Below are 20,074 nucleotides of genomic sequence, written 5' to 3' on the forward strand. Positions count from 1 at the left end.
GACTGAATTCTACGGGCTTGGAGGGCAGTGACGGGGAAGAGTGCCAAGAAAAGAATTCATCAGGTCATTCTTGTGTGGCATGGCTTGGCAGGTGTGCAGCCTGTTCTGGTCTCTTCGCGGGTTCACCCGCGAATAGGTCAGAACAGGCAATCAAGAGCCCTGGCTATTTCTTGTCCTTGGCAAACGCCGCTTCAAGCGCCTGGTTGATGGTGCGCAGCACCTTGACCCGCGCCCAGCGCTTGTCGTTGGCCTCCACCAGCGTCCATGGCGCAATCTCGCTGCTGGTGCGGTCGACCATGTCGCCCACCGCCTGGGCATACTCGTCCCACTTGTCGCGGTTGCGCCAGTCGTCCTCGGTGATCTTGTAGCGCTTGAACGGGATCTGCTCACGCTCCTGAAAACGCTCCAGCTGGGTCTGCTGGTCGATCGCCAGCCAGAACTTCACCACCACCACACCGGCGTTCACCAACTGCTCTTCAAAGTCGTTGATCTCGCTGTAGGCACGCATCCAGTCGGCCGAACTGCAAAATCCCTCGACCCGTTCCACCAGCACCCGGCCATACCAGGAACGGTCGAAGATGGTGAACTTGCCGCGTGCCGGAATATGCCGCCAGAACCGCCACAGGTAGGGCTGCGCCCGCTCTTCTTCGGTGGGCGCGGCAATCGGCACGATGCGGTACTGGCGCGGGTCCAGCGCCGCCGCCACGCGGCGGATGGCACTGCCCTTGCCGGCAGCATCGTTGCCTTCGAACACGGCCACCAGGGCGTGCCGGCGCATGCGCTTGTCGCGCAGCAGGCCGGCCAGGCGGGCCTGTTCGGTGACCAACTGCTCCTGATAGTCAGCCTTGTCCAGGCGCAACGTCATGTCCAGGGCGCCGAGCAGGCTGCGGTCGTCGATGCTGCGGCCCAGCGGGGCGACATTGCCCTGGTGCTTGCCCTTGGGGTTGTTGGCCAGCGCGGCTTGCAGGCTGTCCAGCAGGATGCGCCCCACCGCCAGGCTACGGTAGTTCGGGTCTACCCCTTCGACGACATGCCACGGCGCATAGTCGCGGCTGGTGCGGCGCAGCACGCGCTCGCCAAAGCGCACGAAGCGGTCGTAGGTTTGCGACTGCTGCCAGTCCAGCGGGCTGATCTTCCAGCTGTGCAGCGGGTCGTCCTTGAGCGATTTCAGCCGTGCCTTCATCTGCTTCTTGGACAGGTGGAACCAGAACTTGATGATCAGCGCACCTTCATCACACAGCATCTGCTCCAGGCGCTCGGCGCCCATGATGGCCTGATCGAGCACGGCATCCTTGAACACGCCGTGCACCCGCCCCTGCAGCATCTGGCTGTACCAGTTGCCAAAGAACACGCCCATCCGCCCCTTGGGTGGCAAAGCCCGCCAGTAACGCCAGGCGGGCGGCCGTGCCAGCTCTTCGTCGGTTTGCTGGTCGAAGGTGAGCACATCGATCATGCGCGGGTCCATCCACTCGTTGAGCAGCTTTACCGTCTCACCCTTGCCAGCGCCTTCGATGCCGTTTATCAGCACGATCACCGGGAAGCGCGCCTGCTGCTTGAGTTCGTACTGGGCTTCGAGCAGGGCCTCGCGTAAAGCGGGCACCTCGGCGTCGTAAGCCTCCTTGTCGATGCTGTGGCCGATTTCGGCGGATTCGAACATGCACTGGCTCCTTCAATGGATAAGCAAGACTAGCGGATTTCATTTATGCCTGTACTGACCTGTTCGCGCGTGAACGCGCTCCCACAGGTAACCCGGATGGCATAAAATCCCGCCATCCGCTGCAACCGAGCCAACCATGTCCACCCTCCTCCAGCACGCCCAGATCGACTGGGACGACCAGGGCCGCCCCCACTCGCGGCAATATGACGACGTCTATTTCGCGGTCAACGAAGGCATCGAAGAAACCAAACACGTATTCCTCGGCCAGACCCGCCTGGCCGAGCGCTTTGCCAACCTGACGCCGCACAGCTGCATGGTGATCGGCGAAACCGGTTTTGGCACCGGCATGAACTTTTTCTGCGCCTGGCAGCTGTTTGACCAGCACGCCCACAGCGACGCACGCCTGCACTTCATCAGTGTCGAGAAATACCCCCTCGGCCACGACGACATGGCCCGCGCCGTGCGCCTGTGGCCTGAACTTGCCGCCTACACCGAGCCCCTGCTGGAACAATATGTGGCGGTGCACCCGGGCTTTCAGCAATTCACCTTCGCCAATGGCCGGGTCACCCTGACCCTGCTGATCGGCGACGTGCTCGAGCAGCTGCCACAACTCGATGCGCGGATCGATGTGTGGTTCCTCGACGGTTTCGCCCCGGCCAAGAACCCCGACATGTGGACACCGGAGCTGTTCGCGCAGCTGGCGCGGCTATCGCACCCGGGCACTGTGCTGGGCACATTCACCACCACCGGCTGGGTGCGCCGCAGCCTGGTCGACGCCGGTTTCGCCATGAAGAAGGTACCAGGCATCGGCAAGAAGTGGGAGGTTATGAGCGGCGCCTACGTCGGCCCCCAGCCAGCCCAAGGCGCACCTTGGTACGCACGCCCCGCCCCTTCACAGGGGCCACGCGAGGCACTGGTGATCGGTGCCGGGCTGGCCGGCAGTACAACCGCTGCCAGCCTGGCCCGGCGTGGCTGGCAGGTCACCGTGCTGGAGCGCCACGAAGCGCCGGCCCAGGAAGCTTCGGGCAATCCGCAGGGGGTGCTGTACCTCAAGCTGTCCGCCCATGGCACCGCACTTTCACAGATGATCCTGTCCGGTTTCGGCTACACCCGGCGCCAGCTTGAACGCCTGCAGCGTGGCCGCGACTGGGATGCCTGCGGCGTGCTGCAACTGGCCTTCGACAACAAGGAAGCTGAGCGCCAAGGCAAGCTGGCTGCCGCCTTCGACCACGATTTGCTGCACGCACTGGAGCGCGCCGACGCCGAAGCCATCGCCGGGGTGGCCTTGCCGGCCGGCGGGTTGTTTTACCCCGAAGGCGGCTGGGTGCACCCACCTGCGTTGTGCCAGCAACAGCTGCAGCACCCAGGGATTCGGCTGGTCACCCATCAGGAAGTGCTGGAGCTGCGCAAGGCAGACCAGCAGTGGCAGGCCTGGGCAGGTGACCGCCTGATTGCCAGCGCGCCCGTGGTGATTCTGGCCGGTGCCGCCGAAGTCAGGCGCTTCGAGCCTTGCGCGCAACTGCCGCTCAAGCGTATCCGGGGGCAGATTACCCGCTTGCCCGCCACCGCCAGCAGCCGGGCGTTGCGCACCGTGGTGTGTGCGGAGGGCTACGTGGCGCCGCCGCGCGGTGATGAACATACCCTGGGCGCAAGCTTTGATTTTCACAGCGAAGACTTGGCGCCGACGCTGGCCGAGCACCAGGGCAACCTGGCGTTGCTGGACGAGATTTCCGTCGACCTGGCGCAGCGCCTGGGCACAGCCAGGTTGGCCCCTGAGCAGTTGCAGGGGCGCGCGGCATTCCGTTGCACCAGCCCGGATTACCTGCCGATCGTGGGGCCGGTAGCTGATGCACAGGCGTTTGCCGAGGCCTATGCGGTGTTGGGCCGGGATGCGCGGCAGGTGCCGGATGTAGCCTGCCCTTGGCTGGATGGGTTGTATGTGAACAGCGGGCATGGGTCGCGCGGGTTGATCACGGCGCCGCTCAGTGGCGAGCTGGTGGCGGCCTGGGTGTGTGGTGAACCGCTGCCGTTGCCCCGGGCAGTGGCAGAGGCGTGTCATCCGAACCGGTTTGCCTTGCGTAAGCTGATTCGGGGGAAGTAAGAAATCGGGCCGCTGTGCGGCCCTTCGCGGGCTCGCCCGCTCCCACAGGCATAGCACGAGTCGGGCTTGCCCCCGGACATTGCCCAGCGGCCACATATAACAAATCGTTCTAAAACTCTCAAAAAGCACATCGGTCAGTTCCTTAAGGTGCCCTAATCCTGGGCACCCCCTCCCCAACGGAAAAACCGGTAAGGACTTATGTGCGGATTAGCAGGAGAGTTGCGTTTCACCCCCATCGACCAGGCCCCTCGCCCAGCCGACCTGGCTGCGGTAGAGCGCATAACGCATCACCTCGCGCCTCGCGGCCCGGATGCGTGGGGCTTCCATAGCCAAGGCCCTATTGCCCTCGGCCACCGGCGCCTGAAAATCATGGACTTGTCCGACGGCTCGGCGCAGCCGATGGTCGACAACACCTTGGGCCTGTCACTGGCGTTCAACGGTGCCATCTACAACTTCCCCGAACTGCGCCAGGAGCTGCAAGACCTGGGCTACAGCTTCTGGTCCGACGGCGACACCGAGGTGCTGCTCAAGGGCTACCACGCTTGGGGCGCGGCCTTGCTGCCCAAGCTCAACGGCATGTTCGCCCTGGCCATCTGGGAGCGCGACAACCAGCGCCTGTTCCTGGCCCGCGACCGCCTGGGCGTAAAGCCCCTGTACCTGTCGCGCAACAGCGAGCGCCTGCGTTTTGCCTCGACCCTGCCAGCGCTGCTCAAGGGCGGCGACATCGACCCGATGCTCGACCCGGTGGCGCTCAACCATTACCTGAACTTCCATGCCGTGGTGCCGGCACCACGTACCCTGCTGGCCAACGTGCAAAAGCTGGAGCCCGGCACCTGGATGCGCATCGACCGCCATGGCGAGGTCGAGCGCCAGACCTGGTGGCAGCTGAAATACGGTGCCAACCCGGATGAGCGTGAGCTGGACCTGGAAGGCTGGACCACCCGCGTGCTCGACGCCACCCGCGACGCCGTGGCCATCCGCCAACGCGCGGCCGTCGACGTCGGCGTGCTGCTGTCCGGTGGTGTCGACTCCAGCCTGCTGGTCGGTCTGCTGCGCGAAGCGGGCGTGGACGACCTGTCGACCTTCTCCATCGGTTTTGAAGATGCCGGTGGCGAACGTGGCGACGAGTTCCAGTATTCCGACCTGATCGCCAAGCACTACGGCACCCGCCACCACCAGCTGCGCATCGCCGAACACGAGATAATCGACCAGCTGCCAGCGGCATTCCGCGCCATGAGCGAGCCAATGGTCAGCCACGACTGCATCGCCTTCTACCTGCTGTCGCGGGAAGTGGCCAAGCACTGCAAGGGCGTGCAAAGCGGCCAGGGCGCCGACGAGCTGTTCGCCGGGTACCACTGGTACCCGCAGGTGGACGGCGCCGATGACGCCTTTGCGGCTTACCGCGATGCATTCTTCGACCGCAGCCACGCCGAATACCGCGACACCGTGCAGGCGCCCTGGCTGCTTGAAACCGACGCGGCCGGCGACTTCGTACGCGAGCACTTCGCCCGCCCCGGCGCCCGCGACGCGGTGGACAAAGCCCTGCGCCTGGACAGCACGGTGATGTTGGTTGATGACCCGGTCAAGCGAGTGGACAACATGACCATGGCCTGGGGCCTGGAGGCACGTACGCCATTCCTCGATTACCGCCTGGTGGAGCTGTCGGCGCGTATTCCGGCGCGCTTCAAGCTGCCCGATGGCGGCAAGCAGGTGCTCAAGCAGGCGGCGCGACGGGTGATCCCGCATGAGGTGATCGACCGCAAGAAGGGCTACTTCCCGGTGCCGGGCCTCAAGCACCTTGAAGGCGCCACCCTGGGCTGGGTGCGTGAGCTGCTGACCGACCCCAGCCAGGACCGCGGGCTGTTCAACCCGGCCATGCTCGACCGCCTGCTGAGCAACCCGCACGGCCAGCTCACCCCGCTGCGCGGCTCCAAGCTGTGGCAGCTGGCGGCGCTGAACCTGTGGCTGAGCGAACAAGGAATCTGACCGATGAAAGCCCATGAAATCGCATACGGTCAGCGCCTGCTGCGCGGCCAGGCGCCGTCCTATGAGCGCCTGCAGGCACGCCTGGCCGGCGACGGCAGCCAGCCCCACGACCAGCCGCGTGCCGTGCACTGCGGCTGGGGCCGGCTGCTGATCGGCCATACCTACCCCGACCCGGCCAGCCTGGCCGAGGCGCTGCTGGACGAAAGCCCCGGCGAACGCGACATCGCCCTGTACGTGGCCGCGCCGCAGCAGTTGTTGGCCCAGGCCCCGCAGCAACTGTTCCTCGACCCGTCCGACACCCTGCGTCTGTGGTTTACCGACTACCGGCCAGCGCAGCGGGTGTTCCGCGGTTTCCGTGTGCGCCGGGCGCAGAGCCCCGCCGACTGGCAGGCGATCAACACCCTGTACCAGGCGCGCGGCATGCTGCCGGTCGACGCCGAACTGCTTACGCCCCGGCACTTGGGCGGACCGGTGTACTGGCTGGCCGAGGACGAAGACAGCGGCGCGGTGATCGGCAGCGTCATGGGCCTGAACCACGCCAAGGCGTTCGATGACCCGGAGCACGGCAGCAGCCTGTGGTGCCTGGCAGTCGACCCGCACTGCACCCGCCCCGGCGTGGGCGAGGTGCTGGTGCGCCACCTGATCGAGCACTTCATGAGCCGTGGCCTGGCTTACCTCGACCTGTCGGTGCTGCACGACAACCGCCAGGCCAAGCGCCTGTATGAAAAGCTGGGTTTTCGCAACCTGCCCACCTTTGCGGTCAAGCGCAAGAACGGCATCAACGAGCAGTTGTTTCTTGGCCCCGGGCCGCAGGCGGACCTCAACCCCTACGCCCGCATCATTGTCGATGAGGCCCGGCGCCGCGGCATCGAGGTGCAGGTGGATGACGCCGCCGCCGGCCTGTTCACCTTAAGCCTGGGCGGGCGACGCATTCGCTGCCGTGAATCGCTCAGCGACCTGACCAGTGCCGTGACCATGACCCTGTGCCAGGACAAGCGCCTGACCCAACACGCCCTGGGCAATGCCGGGCTGCAGGTGCCGGCGCAGCAGCTGGCGGGTAATGCCGACGACAACCTGGCGTTTCTCGACGAGCATGGCGCGGTGGTGGTCAAGCCGGTCGACGGCGAGCAAGGCCAGGGCGTGGCGGTTAACCTGACCTGCATCGATGACATCACCCGCGCCGTGGCGCACGCTCGCCAGTTCGACAGCCGCGTGCTGCTGGAAAGCTTCCATGCCGGGCTCGACCTGCGCATCGTGGTGATCGGCTACGAAGTGGTGGCCGCTGCCATCCGCCACCCGGCACAGGTGCTGGGCGATGGCAAACACAGCGTGCGCCAGTTGATCGAAGCCCAGAGCCGTCGGCGCCAGGCTGCCACCGGCGGCGAAAGCCGCATTCCGCTGGACGACGAAACCGAGCGCACCCTGCGCGCCGCGGGGTTTGGCTATGACGATGTGTTGCCGGCCAGCCAGCGCCTGGCCGTGCGACGCACCGCCAACCTGCACACCGGTGGCACCCTGGAGGATGTGACCGAACGCCTGCACCCGGTGCTGGCGGACGCTGCCGTGCGCGCTGCACGGGCGCTGGAAATTCCTGTGGTCGGGCTGGACTTCATGGTGCGCGATGCCGGGCAGCCGGAGTACGTGATCATCGAAGCCAACGAACGTGCCGGCTTGGCCAACCATGAACCCCAGCCAACGGCCGAGCGCTTTATCGACCTGCTGTTTCCGCATAGCCGGCCGTTGGCGTAACCGCTGATGGCCTCTTCGCGGGCGCGCCCGCTCCCACAGGCCCGCCACAGTTCCTGAGGCTTGTGGGGTCCCTGTGGGCGCGGGCGTGCCCGCGAAGAAGTCAACGCAACTCTAAGGAGTACTCATGTCCGAACGACTCCCCGAACCCGATCTCGACTACCTCAAACGTGTGCTGCTGGAGATGCTGGCCATCCCCAGCCCCACCGGTTTCACCGACACCATCGTGCGCTACGTGGCCGAACGCCTGGACGAGTTGGGCATACCCTTCGAGCTGACCCGCCGTGGCACCATTCGCGCCACCCTCAAGGGCCGCCAGACATCCCCCGACCGCGCCGTGTCGGCCCACCTGGACACCATCGGCGCCAGCGTGCGCCAGTTGCAGGACAACGGCCGCCTGGCGCTGGCACCGGTGGGTTGCTGGTCCAGCCGCTTTGCCGAAGGTAGCCGGGTCAGTGTATTCACCGATACCGGCGTGTTCCGTGGCAGCGTGCTACCGCTGATGGCCAGCGGGCATGCCTTCAATACCGCCATCGATCAGATGCCGGTGAGCTGGGAGCATGTGGAAGTGCGTCTGGATGCCTACTGCGCCACCCGCGCCGACTGTGAGGCACTGGGGATCAGCATTGGTGACTTTGTCGCCTTCGACCCGTTGCCAGAGTTTACCGAAAGCGGCCATATCAGCGCCCGTCACCTGGACGACAAGGCCGGTGTCGCGGCATTGCTGGCGGCACTGAAAGCTGTGGTGGAAAGCGGTCGCCAGCCGCTGATCGACTGCCATCCGCTGTTCACCATCACCGAGGAAACCGGCTCGGGCGCAGCCGGCGCCCTGCCATGGGATGTCAGCGAGTTCGTCGGCATCGACATTGCCCCGGTGGCACCCGGCCAGGCGTCCAGCGAGCATGCGGTGAGCGTGGCCATGCAGGACTCGTCAGGGCCCTACGACTACCACCTGTCCCGGCATTTGCTGAAGCTGGCCGGCGACCACGATTTGCCGGTGCGCCGTGACCTGTTCCGCTATTACTTCAGCGATGCCCATTCGGCGGTGACGGCGGGGCATGACATCCGCACCGCACTAGTTGCATTTGGTTGCGACGCCACCCATGGCTACGAACGCACGCACATCGACAGCCTTGCGGCGTTGAGCCGGTTGCTGTCGGCGTACTTGTTGAGCCCGCCAGTGTTTGCCAGCGACTCGCAGCCGGCCAATGCCTCGCTGGAAAGGTTCAGCCACCAGTTGGAGCACGATGCACAGATGGAAAGCGACACGCGGGTGCCTGCGGTGGACAGCCTGGTCGGCAATAAAAGCTGATGGCCTTGGGGGGCTGCTTGGCAGCCCCCCAATTCCCGAACGTTTCGCGTAGCATTGCCACACTTACTTCAGAAACGACCCACCATGCTGATCCCCTACGACCAACTGCAAGCCGAAACCCTGACCCTGCTGATCGAGGACTTCGTCACCCGCGATGGCACCGACAATGGCGACGATACCCCGCTGGAGACGCGCGTACTGCGGGTGCGCCAGGCGTTGGCGAAGGGCCAGGCATTCATCCTGTTCGACCTGGAAAGCCAGCAATGCCAGTTGCTCGCCAAGCATGACGTGCCCCGCGAGCTGCTCGACTAGCAGGCCCGGCCCCCTTCGCGGGCAAGACTGCGCAGGGATGCTGAAGGCACCATCAGGCCTCGCCTTGCTTGGCCTCCTTGATGCGCTTGTACACCTCGGCCCGGTGCACCTGCACCGAGCGCGGGGCTTCCACGCCAAAACGCACCACGCCCTCCCGGACATCCACCACCATGATGCGGATGTTATCGCCAATCACGATGATTTCCCCCACTTCACGCCCGATTACCAACATGTTCCGATCCTCTTGCCAAAGGGAAAACCGGAGACTGCCTGCCAGGCATTCGGCTACTCAATAGTTCCACTACAATTCAGAAGGGCCCTACATTTCAGGGTAACTTCCCCTACAGACTATTCCTCGTGAACAGGACTTGGCGCGCACTTTCAGCGGCCTATCGGCATTGTGCTGCGAAGCGGCCGGAACAAGCGGTACACCGATGGAATCTTTCGCAAGCGGCGCCGGTCCGATTTAACAAGAGGCCTGCAGTTCGAGGCCCTTGCCCCTCAACCACGCAAGGACTCCACCATGACCACGATCCTTATCATCATCCTGATTCTGCTGCTGATCGGCGGCTTACCGGTCTTCCCCCACTCGCGTAGCTGGGGCTATGGCCCGTCCGGCATTATTGGCGTGGTATTGGTGATTCTGCTGGTCTTACTGTTGCTCGGGATGATATGACCCGATGCGGACAGCCACTTCAGGCGACCGCTGAAATGAAAACGCCCCGACAATCGGGGCGTTCTTGAGTGCTGCGATTGCTGCGATTTAGCGCATCAGCTGCCTGGGACTTGTCGAGCGCAGGCTTGCACCACCCTGCCCCGGTCAGTGCTTCTACAGCCCCTTCATCGCGAAGGGGCCTTTGCGCGCATTTTCACCGCCATATCGGCCATCTCATCATACAGCCGCTCAGGCGCCTGGCATTTCAGCTGCCAAGCCTGGCGCCCGGCCTCGTGGGGCAGAATCAGGAACTCGCCCACGGCGACCTGCTGGTGAATGTATCCGGCAATGTCGGCGGCGCTGATCGGCGAACCCTCCAGCAGCTTGCCCACTTGCGCCTTCATCGCCGGGTTCGGCCCGCGAAACGAGTCCAGCAGGTTGGTCTGGAAGAACGATGGGCACACCACGTGCACCGAGACCTCCAGCTGGCGCAACTCCACCAGCAGGCTTTCCGAAAGCGCCAGCACGCCAGCCTTGGCGACGTTGTAGTTGCTCATGCCAGGGCCCTGCATCAGTGCGGCCATCGATGCAACGTTGATAATCCGGCCCTTGCTGCGCTCCAGCAGCGGCAAAAAGGCCTTGCAGCCCTTGACCACGCCCATCAGGTTGACCGCGATCTGCCAGTCCCAGTCCTCCAGGGACAGTTCGGCGAAAAACCCGCCAGACGCAACGCCAGCGTTGTTGACGATCACGTCGATGCCCCCGAACTGCTCGGTGCATGCCTGGGCCAGGGCAGTGAGCTGGCTGTAATCACGCACATCGCAGCGCTGGATGAAGCCTTCGCCGCCGGCGGCACGGGCCAGTTCCAGGGTTTCGCGCAGGCCGTTTTCGTTGACATCGGCCAGCGCCAGGCGCCAGCCCTCGCGCGCCCAGCGCAGGGCGATCTCGCGACCGAGGCCGGACCCGGCGCCGGTGATCATGATGCGGTTATGCATGTTGGCTGGCCTTGTTCTGGCAGGTAATGCAGCGAGTCTAATCAAGGCCTGGGGGGCTGGCAGGGTTCATCAGGGTAGTGAATGGGCAGACATGACTGTGTGGTCGGTACCGCCCTCGCGGCGCGGGGCATGCTCCGCGAGGTAGCGGGCAAGCCAGCGGTCCAGGCGCAGCATGGTCTCCTCCAGCGCTCTGGCGGCCTGGCGCACCTGTGACGCATCCGCCGGCCGTTGCATACACTGGGCTTCAAGCCGTTCACATGACGCAACCAACGCTTGTGCCCGCACAATGCGTGCACCGCCTTTCACTCTGTGCGCCACTTCAACGAGCGCCGAGGGGTTGTCGCTCGAGTATCTGAGCTGCGCCAGATCCGCCAGGTTACTGCTGGCCAGATCGGCCAGCAGTGCCACCAGCACAGCCCGGTCATCGCATACCAGCTTACGCAAATGGGCCAGATCAACGGCAGGCAAATGTTCGTCTGGCTCGCGGCTGACGTACTGGAAAGCTTGCAACGTTTGCATGAGGGTATCCAGGTTCAGCGGCTTGAACAGGCAGTGGTCCATACCCGCAAGCCTTGCGCGACGGCGCTCCTCTTGCAGGGCACTGGCGGTGAGCCCCACCACCCGACAGCGCGGCCTCGCCCGGCGCCGTTCGTGTTCGCGGATTGCCCGGGCCAAGGCAAAACCGCCAAGCCTGGGCATGTTGCAATCGCTGATGACGACGTCGAACGTTTGCTGCAACCAGAGGCGCAAGGCTTGATCGCCATCTTCGGCAACCTGTACCTGGTGACCGAGAAACGCCAACTGGTGCGCGAGTAGCAAGCGGTTGGCCGGGTAGTCATCGACCACCAGCACGCGCAGGGCAGCCAGCCTGGCAGGGTTGCCCTGCGGCGTTGCCGGCTTGGCCAGCACCGGCCGGGCTGCCAGCGCCAGGTCCAGGCGGATTTCAATCCGCGTACCTTGGCCCAGCACGCTGTGCAAGCGTAATTGCCCGCCAAGCATTTCACACAAGCTGCGGCTGATCCCCAGCCCCAGCCCGGCACTGCTGCGTGGCGACTGGCGCTGATTGCTGGCCTGGCGAAAAGGCTGCCCGAGGCTTTCCAGCTCGGCCTGGGCAATGCCTATGCCAGTGTCTGCCACTTCGAGCAATACACTTGCCCGCCCGGCTGCAGCCTGCATATTCAGGCTGACCAGGACCTTGCCCTGCGCGGTAAACTTGATTGCATTGCTGACCAGGTTGGCCAGGACCTGCTTGAAACGCACCGGGTCAAGCATCACCCAGTTTTCCACCGCCCCCTTGCACACCATGTCCAGGGCCAGCCCCTTGCCGCGTGCCTGTTGCTCGAACAGCTGAACCACCCGGGCGACTTGCTCGCGCAGGCTCACCGGCACCAGTGCCAGCTGCAACTGGCCGGTTTCGATGCGTGTGATGTCGAGTATATCGCCGATCAACTCCTGCAGCCCGATAGCGGCATCCGCCGCTACTTCGATGGCCAGATGGTCTAGTTCGCCCTGCCCTGCCTTGCGTCGGGCAAGCTCCAGCATGCCCAGCACGGCATGCAGTGGCGTGCGGATTTCATGGCTCATGGCCGCGAGAAACTGCGTCTTGGCCTGGTTGGCCGCCTCGGCCTCGCGCTTTGCACGATGCAGTTGCACCTGCATCCGCCGCAGGTAGCGAACCCACAGCAAGGCCAGCAACAGCAGGCTGCATGCCAAGGCGATGCCCGCCAGCATGCGCCCGCCATAACGGCGCCATAACCCGTCGCCAACGATCATCGGGTTACGCCAGCGTCGCAGCATGGTCTCCATTTCTGACGGGGGCAGCGCGAGCAAGGCTTTGTCGAGAATACCCAGCAGCTCTTCGTCGGCATGGCTACTGGCAAAGGCGAAGTGCATCGGTGGCAACGCCAGGCTGGCGGCGATAAGCAGCCTGCCGGGAAAGTGACGTGCAACCAGCGAGCACGCCTGGTCCAGTGGCAGCACGGCGGCGCCTGCCTTACCTTGCTCCAGCGCCTGCAGCGCAGCCAATGGATGAGGCACGAGCCGCTGACGGATGCCCGGGTATGACTTGGCCAGCGTCTGCGCCTGGGCGCTGCCACGTACCAGCGCCAGCGACCGCCTGCCGAGCTGCGCCAGGCTGCTGGGGGCCACCGTCTCGTTGCGCGTTACCAGCACCAGCGGCAAGCTTAGAAAACTGCGGCTGAAACGCAGTTGCCTGGCGTGTGCCGGGCTGTACCCAAGCCCGGCAATCAGTTCGGCCTGTCCCTGGCGCACCTGCCCGATCATGTGCTGTATGTCTGTGCCCCCGTGCACCTCGAAGTGCAAGCCAGTGAGGCGGCTGATGCGTTGCAGCAAGTCCATGCTCAAGCCGCGCAACTGGCCATGCTCATCGCGGTAGCTCAACGGTAGTTGGTGCTCACCGAGCAACACCTTGACCACGGGGTTTTCCGCTATCCAGCGCTGCTGGGCTTCGCTGAGTTCAACCAGGCCGGGTTTGACGGGGCTGGCAGGCTGTGGGCTCCAGTGTCCGCGAATGCGGGCATGTTGCTGTTCGGTCAGGCCTTGCAGCACGGCATCGACCAACCTGGGTAATGTGCCGCGGTCCCCGAGCATGGCAAATCCCATGGGCTGGGCTGCAAAATCGGGCCGGTCAACCCATTCCAGGCCTGGCAGTTGCCCTCGGGCCAACAGATAGCGGCTGCTCAGGGCATTGCCTAGAAACAACTCGGCTTCGCCAAGCTGTAACGCCGCCAAGGCGCTGTAGGGGCTGGGGTGCAGCTGGATCCGTGCGTTGGGATAGGCATGCTGAAGCAGGGCCAACGGTCGATACCCCTCGACCGCCAGCAGCCGCGGGCTTGCGCTGTTACCACTGACGAACCGCTCACTGGCCAGCAGCAATGGCTGGTCATCGATGTAAGGGCTGGACAGGCGCAGCTTGGCTTTCTGAGCCTGCTGTGCTGTTACCGAGCTGACCAGGTCGACACTACCCTTGCGCAAGGCCGCGAAAGCAGCGTCGTAGGTCTCGAACAGCCGCAGGCGTACCTCCAGGCCTAGCTTCTCGGCCAGCACACTGGCGTACTCGGCGCTGATGCCTTCGTAGGCGTGGCCGGTGCCGAGCATGTCGAAGGGCGGGTTGTCGCGGCCGACTACCCCCAGGTTCAGATGGCGCTTCTCCCACAGCCAGCGCAGGTCGGCGGGGGCCAGCGCCAGCGCAGGGCCCGTTTCCACGCCCCGGGTGTAGAGCTGCGGTGCGCAGAAAGCGGGTAGCGGGCTCAGGCAATACAGCAGCCACAGCAGCAGGACGCGGATTGGCACGGGTAGCGACTAGATGAGCGCATTGCGACGGGCGAAGTCCGCCAGGTCGATCAAAGAGTTGACCCGCAGTTTTTCCATGAGCCGGGTTTTGTAGGTGCTGATGGTCTTGTTGCTCAGCAGCATGGCTTCGCCGATCGCCTTGTTGCTCAGCCCGCGGGCGAGCTGCTGCAAGATCATCAGCTCACGGTCGGTCAGTGAGGCGATGCATTGCGCGTCTGTGAACTTGAGGTCCTGCTTGTGCACCGAACTCAGCACCACTTCAGGGAAGTAGGTATAACCCGACAACGTTGCGCGCACCGCCTTGCCAAGTTCGTCAAGCTCATCGGTCTTGGCCACGAAGCCCATTGCACCGGCCTGCATGCAGCGTAGCGAATAGGCTTCGGGCAATTGCGACGTCAGCACCAGAACCTTGGGCGGCTGCGTCATGGCCTTGATACGGGCGATTACCTCAAGGCCATCGAGCCCGGGCATGGCGATATCGAGGATGACCAGGTCCGGCGCCAACTCACGCGCCAGCCGCACTGCGTCAATACCATTGTCTGCCTGGCCGACGACATCGAGCCGTTCCTTGCGCAGCAGCATGCACACGGTGGCCCGGATGAACGGATGGTCGTCAACCACCACGACTTTGTACATAGGTTAACCTCGCGCATCATGGCGGTGGGCTAAAGCTCAGCGTCGAAAACGACGGTGACCTGGCCGGCATAGGTGGCGCCAGGGTATCGGAGCATGGCCTGCACGTCGTTGCGCTCCACCTGGAAACGCAACTGGCCAGGGCGATTGAGCGTGGGCATCGCCGATTCGAACGCTAACGCAGCCGCCTGCCCGCTCGGCAACGCCAGTTGCTGAACCGGCCGGCCCTGGTGCTCGATACCTCCGGGCAAGGTAATGGCCACGGTCACAGGCACTTCATGGTTGGCGTCGTTACGGATACCGCACGTACCAGCGGTGTAGTGCTGGCACAACTTGTAGGCTTTGAATGGGCCGGTGGACCATAGCCGGAACGGCAGGTCACGGTAGATGAGCCCGGGGGGCTGGCCACCGCCCAGCCAGGCCTGCCAGCCACCCTTGGGCTCAAGCACAGCGCGCTCCGAGCCAGGCGGGAACTCAAAGATGAAAGCATGCTGCACATCCAGTTCGAAGTTGATCACCAGCGTATCGCCGCTCAGGCCGGTGACGTTGTTGCCGAAATCAAAGTCGCCCCCAGGGCCTATGGTGTAAGTGAGGCTGCCGCGGTACATACCGGCGCGCAGGCGATACGGCGGGGGGATGTCCAGCTCGAAGGAAATGCCCGTGTCCAGTACCGTGGTGGTATCTACCAGATCATCCGGCGCCCATGAGTAGCTGATCAAACAAGGGGTCGGACTTTGCGGGTTGACCAACGAGGTGTGGTATCTGAAGCGGCTTTGGTTGCCGACGGAGTTCATGCCACTACAACCGCCTGAGAAGCGGCCGTTAAGGGGGTTATAAGGGCCGCCCAACACAGCTTCCTGGCTGATGGAGCGCACCTCGAAGATCATCTGCCTGGGCTCGCCCGTCTGTTGGTGGCGTACCTCCACTTCACGACGCCCCGGCAGTTTCACGAAATATCGATCACGCAGGTCGGGGGCACGGTTGATGCTTGTCTTCTGGTAGGTAATTGGCAGGCTCACGGTGCCGGTACTGGCGCACAGGCCAGCCCAGACCCTGCAAAATTCAGCAGGCGGCGTGGTGTTTTCGAAGCGCCCCGACCCACCGCCACGGTATTGCGCCGAGAGCGTCACCTCCAGCGCGCTGGCCAAGGGCGCGAATGCCAGCAAACCTGCGACCAGCCAGACGCGTAAGTGACGGATGCGGGCCAAGCGCCCTGTGCTGCTACTCATCCTTCCACCACCATGCGCTTGCGCGCTTCGCCTTCATGCAACTCAAACTGATGGACCTTGGCCGCCTGCCCTTCGAATTGCCGTGTACGCCCCGGCAACACATGATGTTTGGTGGCAGTCTCGCAGGCCACGCCAGCCGCCTGGCACTGCCGGAACTGATCCAGCACGACAGTGGCATTGCCCTGGTTGCTGACCGTAAGGCTACCGCCCTTGCGCTGCACAGGCGTCTGGAACCGGGTTTCGCCAGGCCGAACGAACAGCAACGTGCCATAGCCGGCCAGCAAGTTGACCCCAGCCTTCAGGCTACTGCGGTAACGCTCGGCCTCTCCCTCGTCCACGGTGAACCCATCACCCAGCTCGGGCAGTACCGGGACGAAGCGCAAGCGGAAATAGCGCTCTGTATCGCGCTGGCCGCGGTACACCAGGCGCACCGCTTGCATGCCCTGCGCCGGCACGATCAGCCGCGCCGGGCTGGCCACCAGGCCGCGCTGCTCCAACGGCAGGCCTTCGGTGTCGACCTCGCGGGCATTGCCATCGCTGTCGTACACCAGCTCAGCGACACTGACCTTGACGAACGCCGTGGTATCACCGCTATTGCGCACCCGCTTGAGCAAGGTGCTTTTGCCGGAATCCAGGTAATCGTACAACGCGCCGACGTTAAGCTCGGGCGCCCCAATGGCTGCCAGCGGGGTAACCAGAAAGGCCAGGGCAAGCAGACGATGGATATTCACGTTTGAAGGTTCCTTGGATAAGTACAGCGATTGGCATACCGTAAACCGGGAGCAATCGCAGGATATGTAGGAGCCGTCTGCAACGACGGTAAGGCGGCTCTGTTACTGACCCTGAGCTAGCTCTCAACAGGCTCACCCCCGTTATCAGCGGCTTTGGCCAGGCTTGCCGGCGTGCAACGCTGGTCGCCGGCCAACAGCACATCGTCTTCACGTACCAGCTGCGTAAGATTCAGCGTCAGCAGGCATACGACCTGCCCTTGCTGACGCACCTCCAGGCTGGGGGTGGACTCGCTCATTTCCACCGCAAAGAACCCATCGGCCTCACTGACACTGCGACTGGCGTGGTTGATCACCTGCGCGCCCCGCAGCGGACGACCCTGGCTGTCGAGCAGGCGGCCGATGACGGTCAGCGTGCGCAATACCCGCAGCTGCCGGTAGCCAATGCCGCCACGGTTCAGGTGGTAGTCCACACTGGAAGGCTGAATCACCGCGGCGGTAGCTTGCGCGCCTTCAAGGTCGAATTGCACATGGCCGGCCTTGTAAGCGGCCACCGGGACCAGGTTGCGCCCAGGCCGCAGATTGGCAGTACCGCCATGGCGGTCGTCAGCGCGTAGTTTCAAGCCTTGGATATCGGTTTCGACATCGACGATAAGCCCAGCCTGGTGCGGCAAGTACTGGCCGCTCACGGCCGCCTTGCCAGCCCCGACAGCCAGCATGCTTTCCAGGTTAAGGCCGCCGCTGAACTCACCGTTGTAGGAAGACCGCTGGAAATACGCATCACCGTGCAGCTGTTGGCTCTCGAACTGCGTGTCACCACCCAGGCCGGCGCCATAGCGGTCGGCGCTGGCGGTCAGGCCAACGCTGCGCAACGGGCCCAGGTCGACGTCCTGCTGATAGGCCACCGCAGCATTGAGGTCACGCCCGCCATCGCGCGCTGTACGGCTGCCGACGCTGGCCGACAGGCGCCGCCCACTCGTGCCACCCAGGCTCATGCTCAGGCTCAGGTTGACGCCGCGGCTGCGGGCCTCACCGGTACCCGCGTTGCCCGGTCGGTCGAACAGCGACAGGCGCCAGTTGGCCTGCGACCCCAGTAACTGGCCGAAGTACGACCAGCCCAAATCCACCCCCGTACCGGCGCTGGCCCCACTGCTGTGCGACACACGCACGCTGGCGGTATTGCGCGGGTCGAGGCGATGGTTGTAAGACACCGACGTCTGGGTTTGCCGCGCCTGCCAGCGGCTCGGCTGACGGTCATCACGCAGTGACTCGGGGCGGGTCAGCCAGGTGCTGCTCTGGCTGGCCACCAATGAGCTGTTTTCACCAGCGTGGATCATTTGCAGGTCGTAGCCGTTGCCGTAGCCCTGGGCCCGAAACAGGTTGCCGTACAGTTTGAAACGGTCGCGCACATCCCAGTCCAGCGACGTGCCGTATTGCAGGGTTTGGTCGATGCGCTGTGCCGAGACGCCGAGGATAGCCCGGGGGTGCACCAGGTAATTGGCCAGCACGCCTGCCGCCAGGCTGTCATCTGCGTCACGCTGCCAGTTGCTCAACAGGCTGGTCTGCCGCCCCAGGTACAGGTTGTAGCGCCAAGGGGCATCGGTGCTGCGCCAGTTGCCGGGTTTGTAGATGAATGCCTGGCTGCGCGAGGTCACCTGGCCGTCCTCGACCAGGCGGATTTCCACTTCGTAGATGCCACCGGGTAACACTTTGCTGTCCAGCGTCTGCAGCCCGGGCTGTACCGGCTGGCTATTGATCAGTACGCCGTTGCGGTAGATTTCCGCCACGGCGGGGCGGTTAGGCGTGACATAGATGGGCGTCGCGCTGGGCGCGCCATTGTCGGTGGCCAGGCTGTCGCTGCTGCCGAACATCAGGCCCAGGGTGGTATCGGGGCTGGCACCCATCAGCCGTGGTTGGCGGGTCAGGCCTTGGGCACTGGGGGTGAAATAGCCCAGGCGATAAAAGTGGTCCTGCACCAGTCGCTCACCGTACAACTGATCAACCCGGTAGCGCGTGCTCTGTTGACTGTCGCTGCCACGGTCAAGCTGGCCATCGGCCAGGGTCGTCCAGTTACCCAGGCTGCCCTGCCCTTGCAATGCATAGCGGCCGCTGGTGACCCGGCCATCATTGACCAGGTTGAGTTGGTTACGCACCAGCAGGCCATAGCTGCCCTGTTCGGGAAGCCGGTGATAACGCTCGTCTGCCGTTGACGCTTCGACCTGGTCGGTAAGCAGTGACAACTGCGAATTGGCCAAGCTGTAGTGCACTGCGCGCAGGCCATCTGGGCAGTCAGCCTGGCAATCACCCAACGGGCGCCCTTCGACCAGGCGTTCGCGCCAGCGCCGCCTCAGGCTTTCTGGCTCACGGCTGTCGACGGTTTCGGTGAATTCCAGCAGTTGCACGCGCTGATCCCGGCTGAGCACGACCATTGCATCACCCAGATAGCGGCCGTCCAGGTCTACCCTCACGGCCAACGGTACTTCATAGAAGTGCGCTTCGAATTCACTGGGCAGGCCTTCGATGCCACCCAGCGCCGCGGTCGCAGCGTGGCCCGTAACTGGCACTGCGGCCAGGCAGGCTGCCAACGGCAAGCTCAGGTACAGCGCGGAAAGGGGAAACTGTAGGGTCATTGGCGTCGCTTGCGGGCAATACCTGCCCGCCCCGCGGCAAGCGCCGAGGGCAGGAACAGGCAACAACGGATGAACGATGGGGGGGGTGAATCAAGGCGTGCCAGTTTCGAAGATCATGCTCACCAGGCCTTGGTAGTTGCCTGGCTCATAACCCGCTGCGGGGGCTGGCTGGGCTGCAATTTCGAAGCCGATGATCGCCCCCGGTGCGGCTTGGGTGGCGCTGACCACTTCGGCTGCGGTGGTCTGCAACACGGTGCCGCCAACCTTCACATCCAGGCCAATGTTGTGGGAACCGCTGGCAATGACTGCGGGCGAAACCAGGTAAGCGTTGATAGCGCCAACGGTGCTCTTGACCTGCAGCTCCTTGCGGACCGGGTCGAGCTTGGCCTGATTGGGGTTCCAGCCCAGTTCTTGCGGGTCGTTCATCCAGTTGCCGCCGACCGGCTCGACGAAGAACGCATCGGTCGGCACCTGGGCAGTGACTTGCACTTGCTTTTCGATCGGGTCCAAGGCGTGGGCGGCACCGGCAAACAGCATGGCCAGAGGGAGGGCAAGCAGCATACGTTTCACGATCAAATCTCCTTGAGGGAATCACTGGCTGACGGGCGACTGCCCGATCAGTGGTGGCGATTATTCGTGAACGCTGGCGATTGGAAGTTAGGACCGTTCCGAGCGGATTTAGGAAATTTCCCAAGGGATGCAGCTTGCCAGTATTGCCGGGAGCAACCCCAGAATGCATAACGCCCCGGCTAGCGGGGCGTTATGCATTTCAGCGCGT

At 64.1% G+C, this 20,074-nt stretch carries 15 protein-coding genes; 6 read left to right on the forward strand and 9 right to left on the reverse strand.

Features of this window, described 5'->3' with window-relative positions:
• Positions 1 to 163 precede the first annotated feature (163 nt).
• A complete protein-coding gene (gene pap, locus SB765_RS20030) occupies positions 164 to 1,657 on the reverse strand; it encodes a polyphosphate:AMP phosphotransferase (RefSeq protein WP_410911470.1) in 1,494 nt (497 codons plus the stop codon).
• A gap of 136 nt (positions 1,658 to 1,793) precedes the next feature.
• Between pap and mnmC the strand changes: the two genes are divergently transcribed.
• From mnmC to SB765_RS20055, 5 genes are all read left to right on the forward strand, one after another.
• The gene (gene mnmC, locus SB765_RS20035; RefSeq protein WP_410931811.1) at positions 1,794 to 3,758 is read left to right on the forward strand and encodes a bifunctional tRNA (5-methylaminomethyl-2-thiouridine)(34)-methyltransferase MnmD/FAD-dependent 5-carboxymethylaminomethyl-2-thiouridine(34) oxidoreductase MnmC; all 1,965 of its coding nucleotides are present in this window, start codon (positions 1,794 to 1,796) and stop codon (positions 3,756 to 3,758) included.
• 198 nt (positions 3,759 to 3,956) lie between these two features.
• Positions 3,957 to 5,744, forward strand: a complete 1,788-nt coding sequence (locus SB765_RS20040) for an N-acetylglutaminylglutamine amidotransferase (protein WP_410911474.1) — start codon at positions 3,957 to 3,959, stop codon at positions 5,742 to 5,744.
• Between the two features lie 3 nt (positions 5,745 to 5,747).
• The gene (ngg, locus tag SB765_RS20045; protein ID WP_410931812.1) at positions 5,748 to 7,493 is read left to right on the forward strand and encodes an N-acetylglutaminylglutamine synthetase; all 1,746 of its coding nucleotides are present in this window, start codon (positions 5,748 to 5,750) and stop codon (positions 7,491 to 7,493) included.
• A 124-nt stretch (positions 7,494 to 7,617) separates the two neighbouring features.
• Positions 7,618 to 8,802, forward strand: coding sequence for an osmoprotectant NAGGN system M42 family peptidase (locus tag SB765_RS20050; protein ID WP_341797846.1), 1,185 nt, complete (start codon positions 7,618 to 7,620; stop codon positions 8,800 to 8,802).
• 84 nt (positions 8,803 to 8,886) lie between these two features.
• Complete coding sequence (locus SB765_RS20055) at positions 8,887 to 9,114, forward strand: YheU family protein (protein WP_059395309.1); 228 nt, start codon at positions 8,887 to 8,889, stop codon at positions 9,112 to 9,114.
• A 52-nt stretch (positions 9,115 to 9,166) separates the two neighbouring features.
• Here the strand turns inward: SB765_RS20055 and csrA are convergent, their stop codons facing one another.
• The gene (gene csrA / locus SB765_RS20060; protein WP_341797845.1) at positions 9,167 to 9,346 is read right to left on the reverse strand and encodes a carbon storage regulator CsrA; all 180 of its coding nucleotides are present in this window, start codon (positions 9,344 to 9,346) and stop codon (positions 9,167 to 9,169) included.
• A 291-nt stretch (positions 9,347 to 9,637) separates the two neighbouring features.
• Between csrA and SB765_RS20065 the strand changes: the two genes are divergently transcribed.
• The gene (locus SB765_RS20065; RefSeq protein WP_003252624.1) at positions 9,638 to 9,790 is read left to right on the forward strand and encodes a DUF3309 family protein; all 153 of its coding nucleotides are present in this window, start codon (positions 9,638 to 9,640) and stop codon (positions 9,788 to 9,790) included.
• A gap of 164 nt (positions 9,791 to 9,954) precedes the next feature.
• Here the strand turns inward: SB765_RS20065 and SB765_RS20070 are convergent, their stop codons facing one another.
• The 7 genes from SB765_RS20070 to SB765_RS20100 all read right to left on the reverse strand — a co-directional run bounded on the left by SB765_RS20070 (position 9,955) and on the right by SB765_RS20100 (position 19,866).
• Positions 9,955 to 10,764, reverse strand: coding sequence for an SDR family oxidoreductase (locus tag SB765_RS20070; protein WP_410911475.1), 810 nt, complete (start codon positions 10,762 to 10,764; stop codon positions 9,955 to 9,957).
• Positions 10,765 to 10,833: 69 nt separating this feature from the next.
• Positions 10,834 to 14,076, reverse strand: a complete 3,243-nt coding sequence (locus tag SB765_RS20075) for a transporter substrate-binding domain-containing protein (RefSeq protein WP_410931813.1) — start codon at positions 14,074 to 14,076, stop codon at positions 10,834 to 10,836.
• A gap of 9 nt (positions 14,077 to 14,085) precedes the next feature.
• The gene (locus SB765_RS20080; protein ID WP_059395312.1) at positions 14,086 to 14,712 is read right to left on the reverse strand and encodes a response regulator transcription factor; all 627 of its coding nucleotides are present in this window, start codon (positions 14,710 to 14,712) and stop codon (positions 14,086 to 14,088) included.
• 29 nt (positions 14,713 to 14,741) lie between these two features.
• Positions 14,742 to 15,938 carry a hypothetical protein gene (locus SB765_RS20085; protein ID WP_410931814.1) on the reverse strand — a complete coding sequence of 399 codons (1,197 nt, stop codon included), beginning with the start codon at positions 15,936 to 15,938 and terminating at the stop codon, positions 14,742 to 14,744.
• Positions 15,935 to 16,669 (reverse strand): molecular chaperone, encoded by a 735-nt coding sequence (locus SB765_RS20090; RefSeq protein WP_410911480.1) that lies wholly within the window; start codon positions 16,667 to 16,669, stop codon positions 15,935 to 15,937. The genes SB765_RS20085 and SB765_RS20090 overlap by 4 nt, the downstream gene beginning before the upstream one ends.
• A gap of 116 nt (positions 16,670 to 16,785) precedes the next feature.
• Positions 16,786 to 19,296: a CS1-pili formation C-terminal domain-containing protein gene (locus SB765_RS20095; protein WP_410931815.1), complete on the reverse strand. Its 2,511-nt coding sequence runs from the start codon at positions 19,294 to 19,296 to the stop codon at positions 16,786 to 16,788.
• 90 nt (positions 19,297 to 19,386) lie between these two features.
• Positions 19,387 to 19,866, reverse strand: a complete 480-nt coding sequence (locus SB765_RS20100; protein ID WP_410911482.1) for a CS1 type fimbrial major subunit — start codon at positions 19,864 to 19,866, stop codon at positions 19,387 to 19,389.
• Positions 19,867 to 20,074: the final 208 nt, after the last annotated feature.

This window comes from Pseudomonas sp. SIMBA_067 (genome assembly GCF_046534675.1).
Taxonomy (GTDB): Bacteria; Pseudomonadota; Gammaproteobacteria; order Pseudomonadales; family Pseudomonadaceae; genus Aquipseudomonas; species Aquipseudomonas putida.

Coding starts and splice junctions, on each gene's coding strand:
- ngg (WP_410931812.1), top strand. CDS start 5,748: ATGAAAGCCCATGAAATCGCATACGGTCAGCGCCTGCTGCGCGGCCAG.
- pap (WP_410911470.1), bottom strand. CDS start 1,657: ATGTTCGAATCCGCCGAAATCGGCCACAGCATCGACAAGGAGGCTTAC.
- SB765_RS20070 (WP_410911475.1), bottom strand. CDS start 10,764: ATGCATAACCGCATCATGATCACCGGCGCCGGGTCCGGCCTCGGTCGC.
- SB765_RS20050 (WP_341797846.1), top strand. CDS start 7,618: ATGTCCGAACGACTCCCCGAACCCGATCTCGACTACCTCAAACGTGTG.
- mnmC (WP_410931811.1), top strand. CDS start 1,794: ATGTCCACCCTCCTCCAGCACGCCCAGATCGACTGGGACGACCAGGGC.
- csrA (WP_341797845.1), bottom strand. CDS start 9,346: ATGTTGGTAATCGGGCGTGAAGTGGGGGAAATCATCGTGATTGGCGAT.
- SB765_RS20040 (WP_410911474.1), top strand. CDS start 3,957: ATGTGCGGATTAGCAGGAGAGTTGCGTTTCACCCCCATCGACCAGGCC.
- SB765_RS20080 (WP_059395312.1), bottom strand. CDS start 14,712: ATGTACAAAGTCGTGGTGGTTGACGACCATCCGTTCATCCGGGCCACC.
- SB765_RS20085 (WP_410931814.1), bottom strand. CDS start 15,938: ATGAGTAGCAGCACAGGGCGCTTGGCCCGCATCCGTCACTTACGCGTC.
- SB765_RS20065 (WP_003252624.1), top strand. CDS start 9,638: ATGACCACGATCCTTATCATCATCCTGATTCTGCTGCTGATCGGCGGC.
- SB765_RS20095 (WP_410931815.1), bottom strand. CDS start 19,296: ATGACCCTACAGTTTCCCCTTTCCGCGCTGTACCTGAGCTTGCCGTTG.
- SB765_RS20055 (WP_059395309.1), top strand. CDS start 8,887: ATGCTGATCCCCTACGACCAACTGCAAGCCGAAACCCTGACCCTGCTG.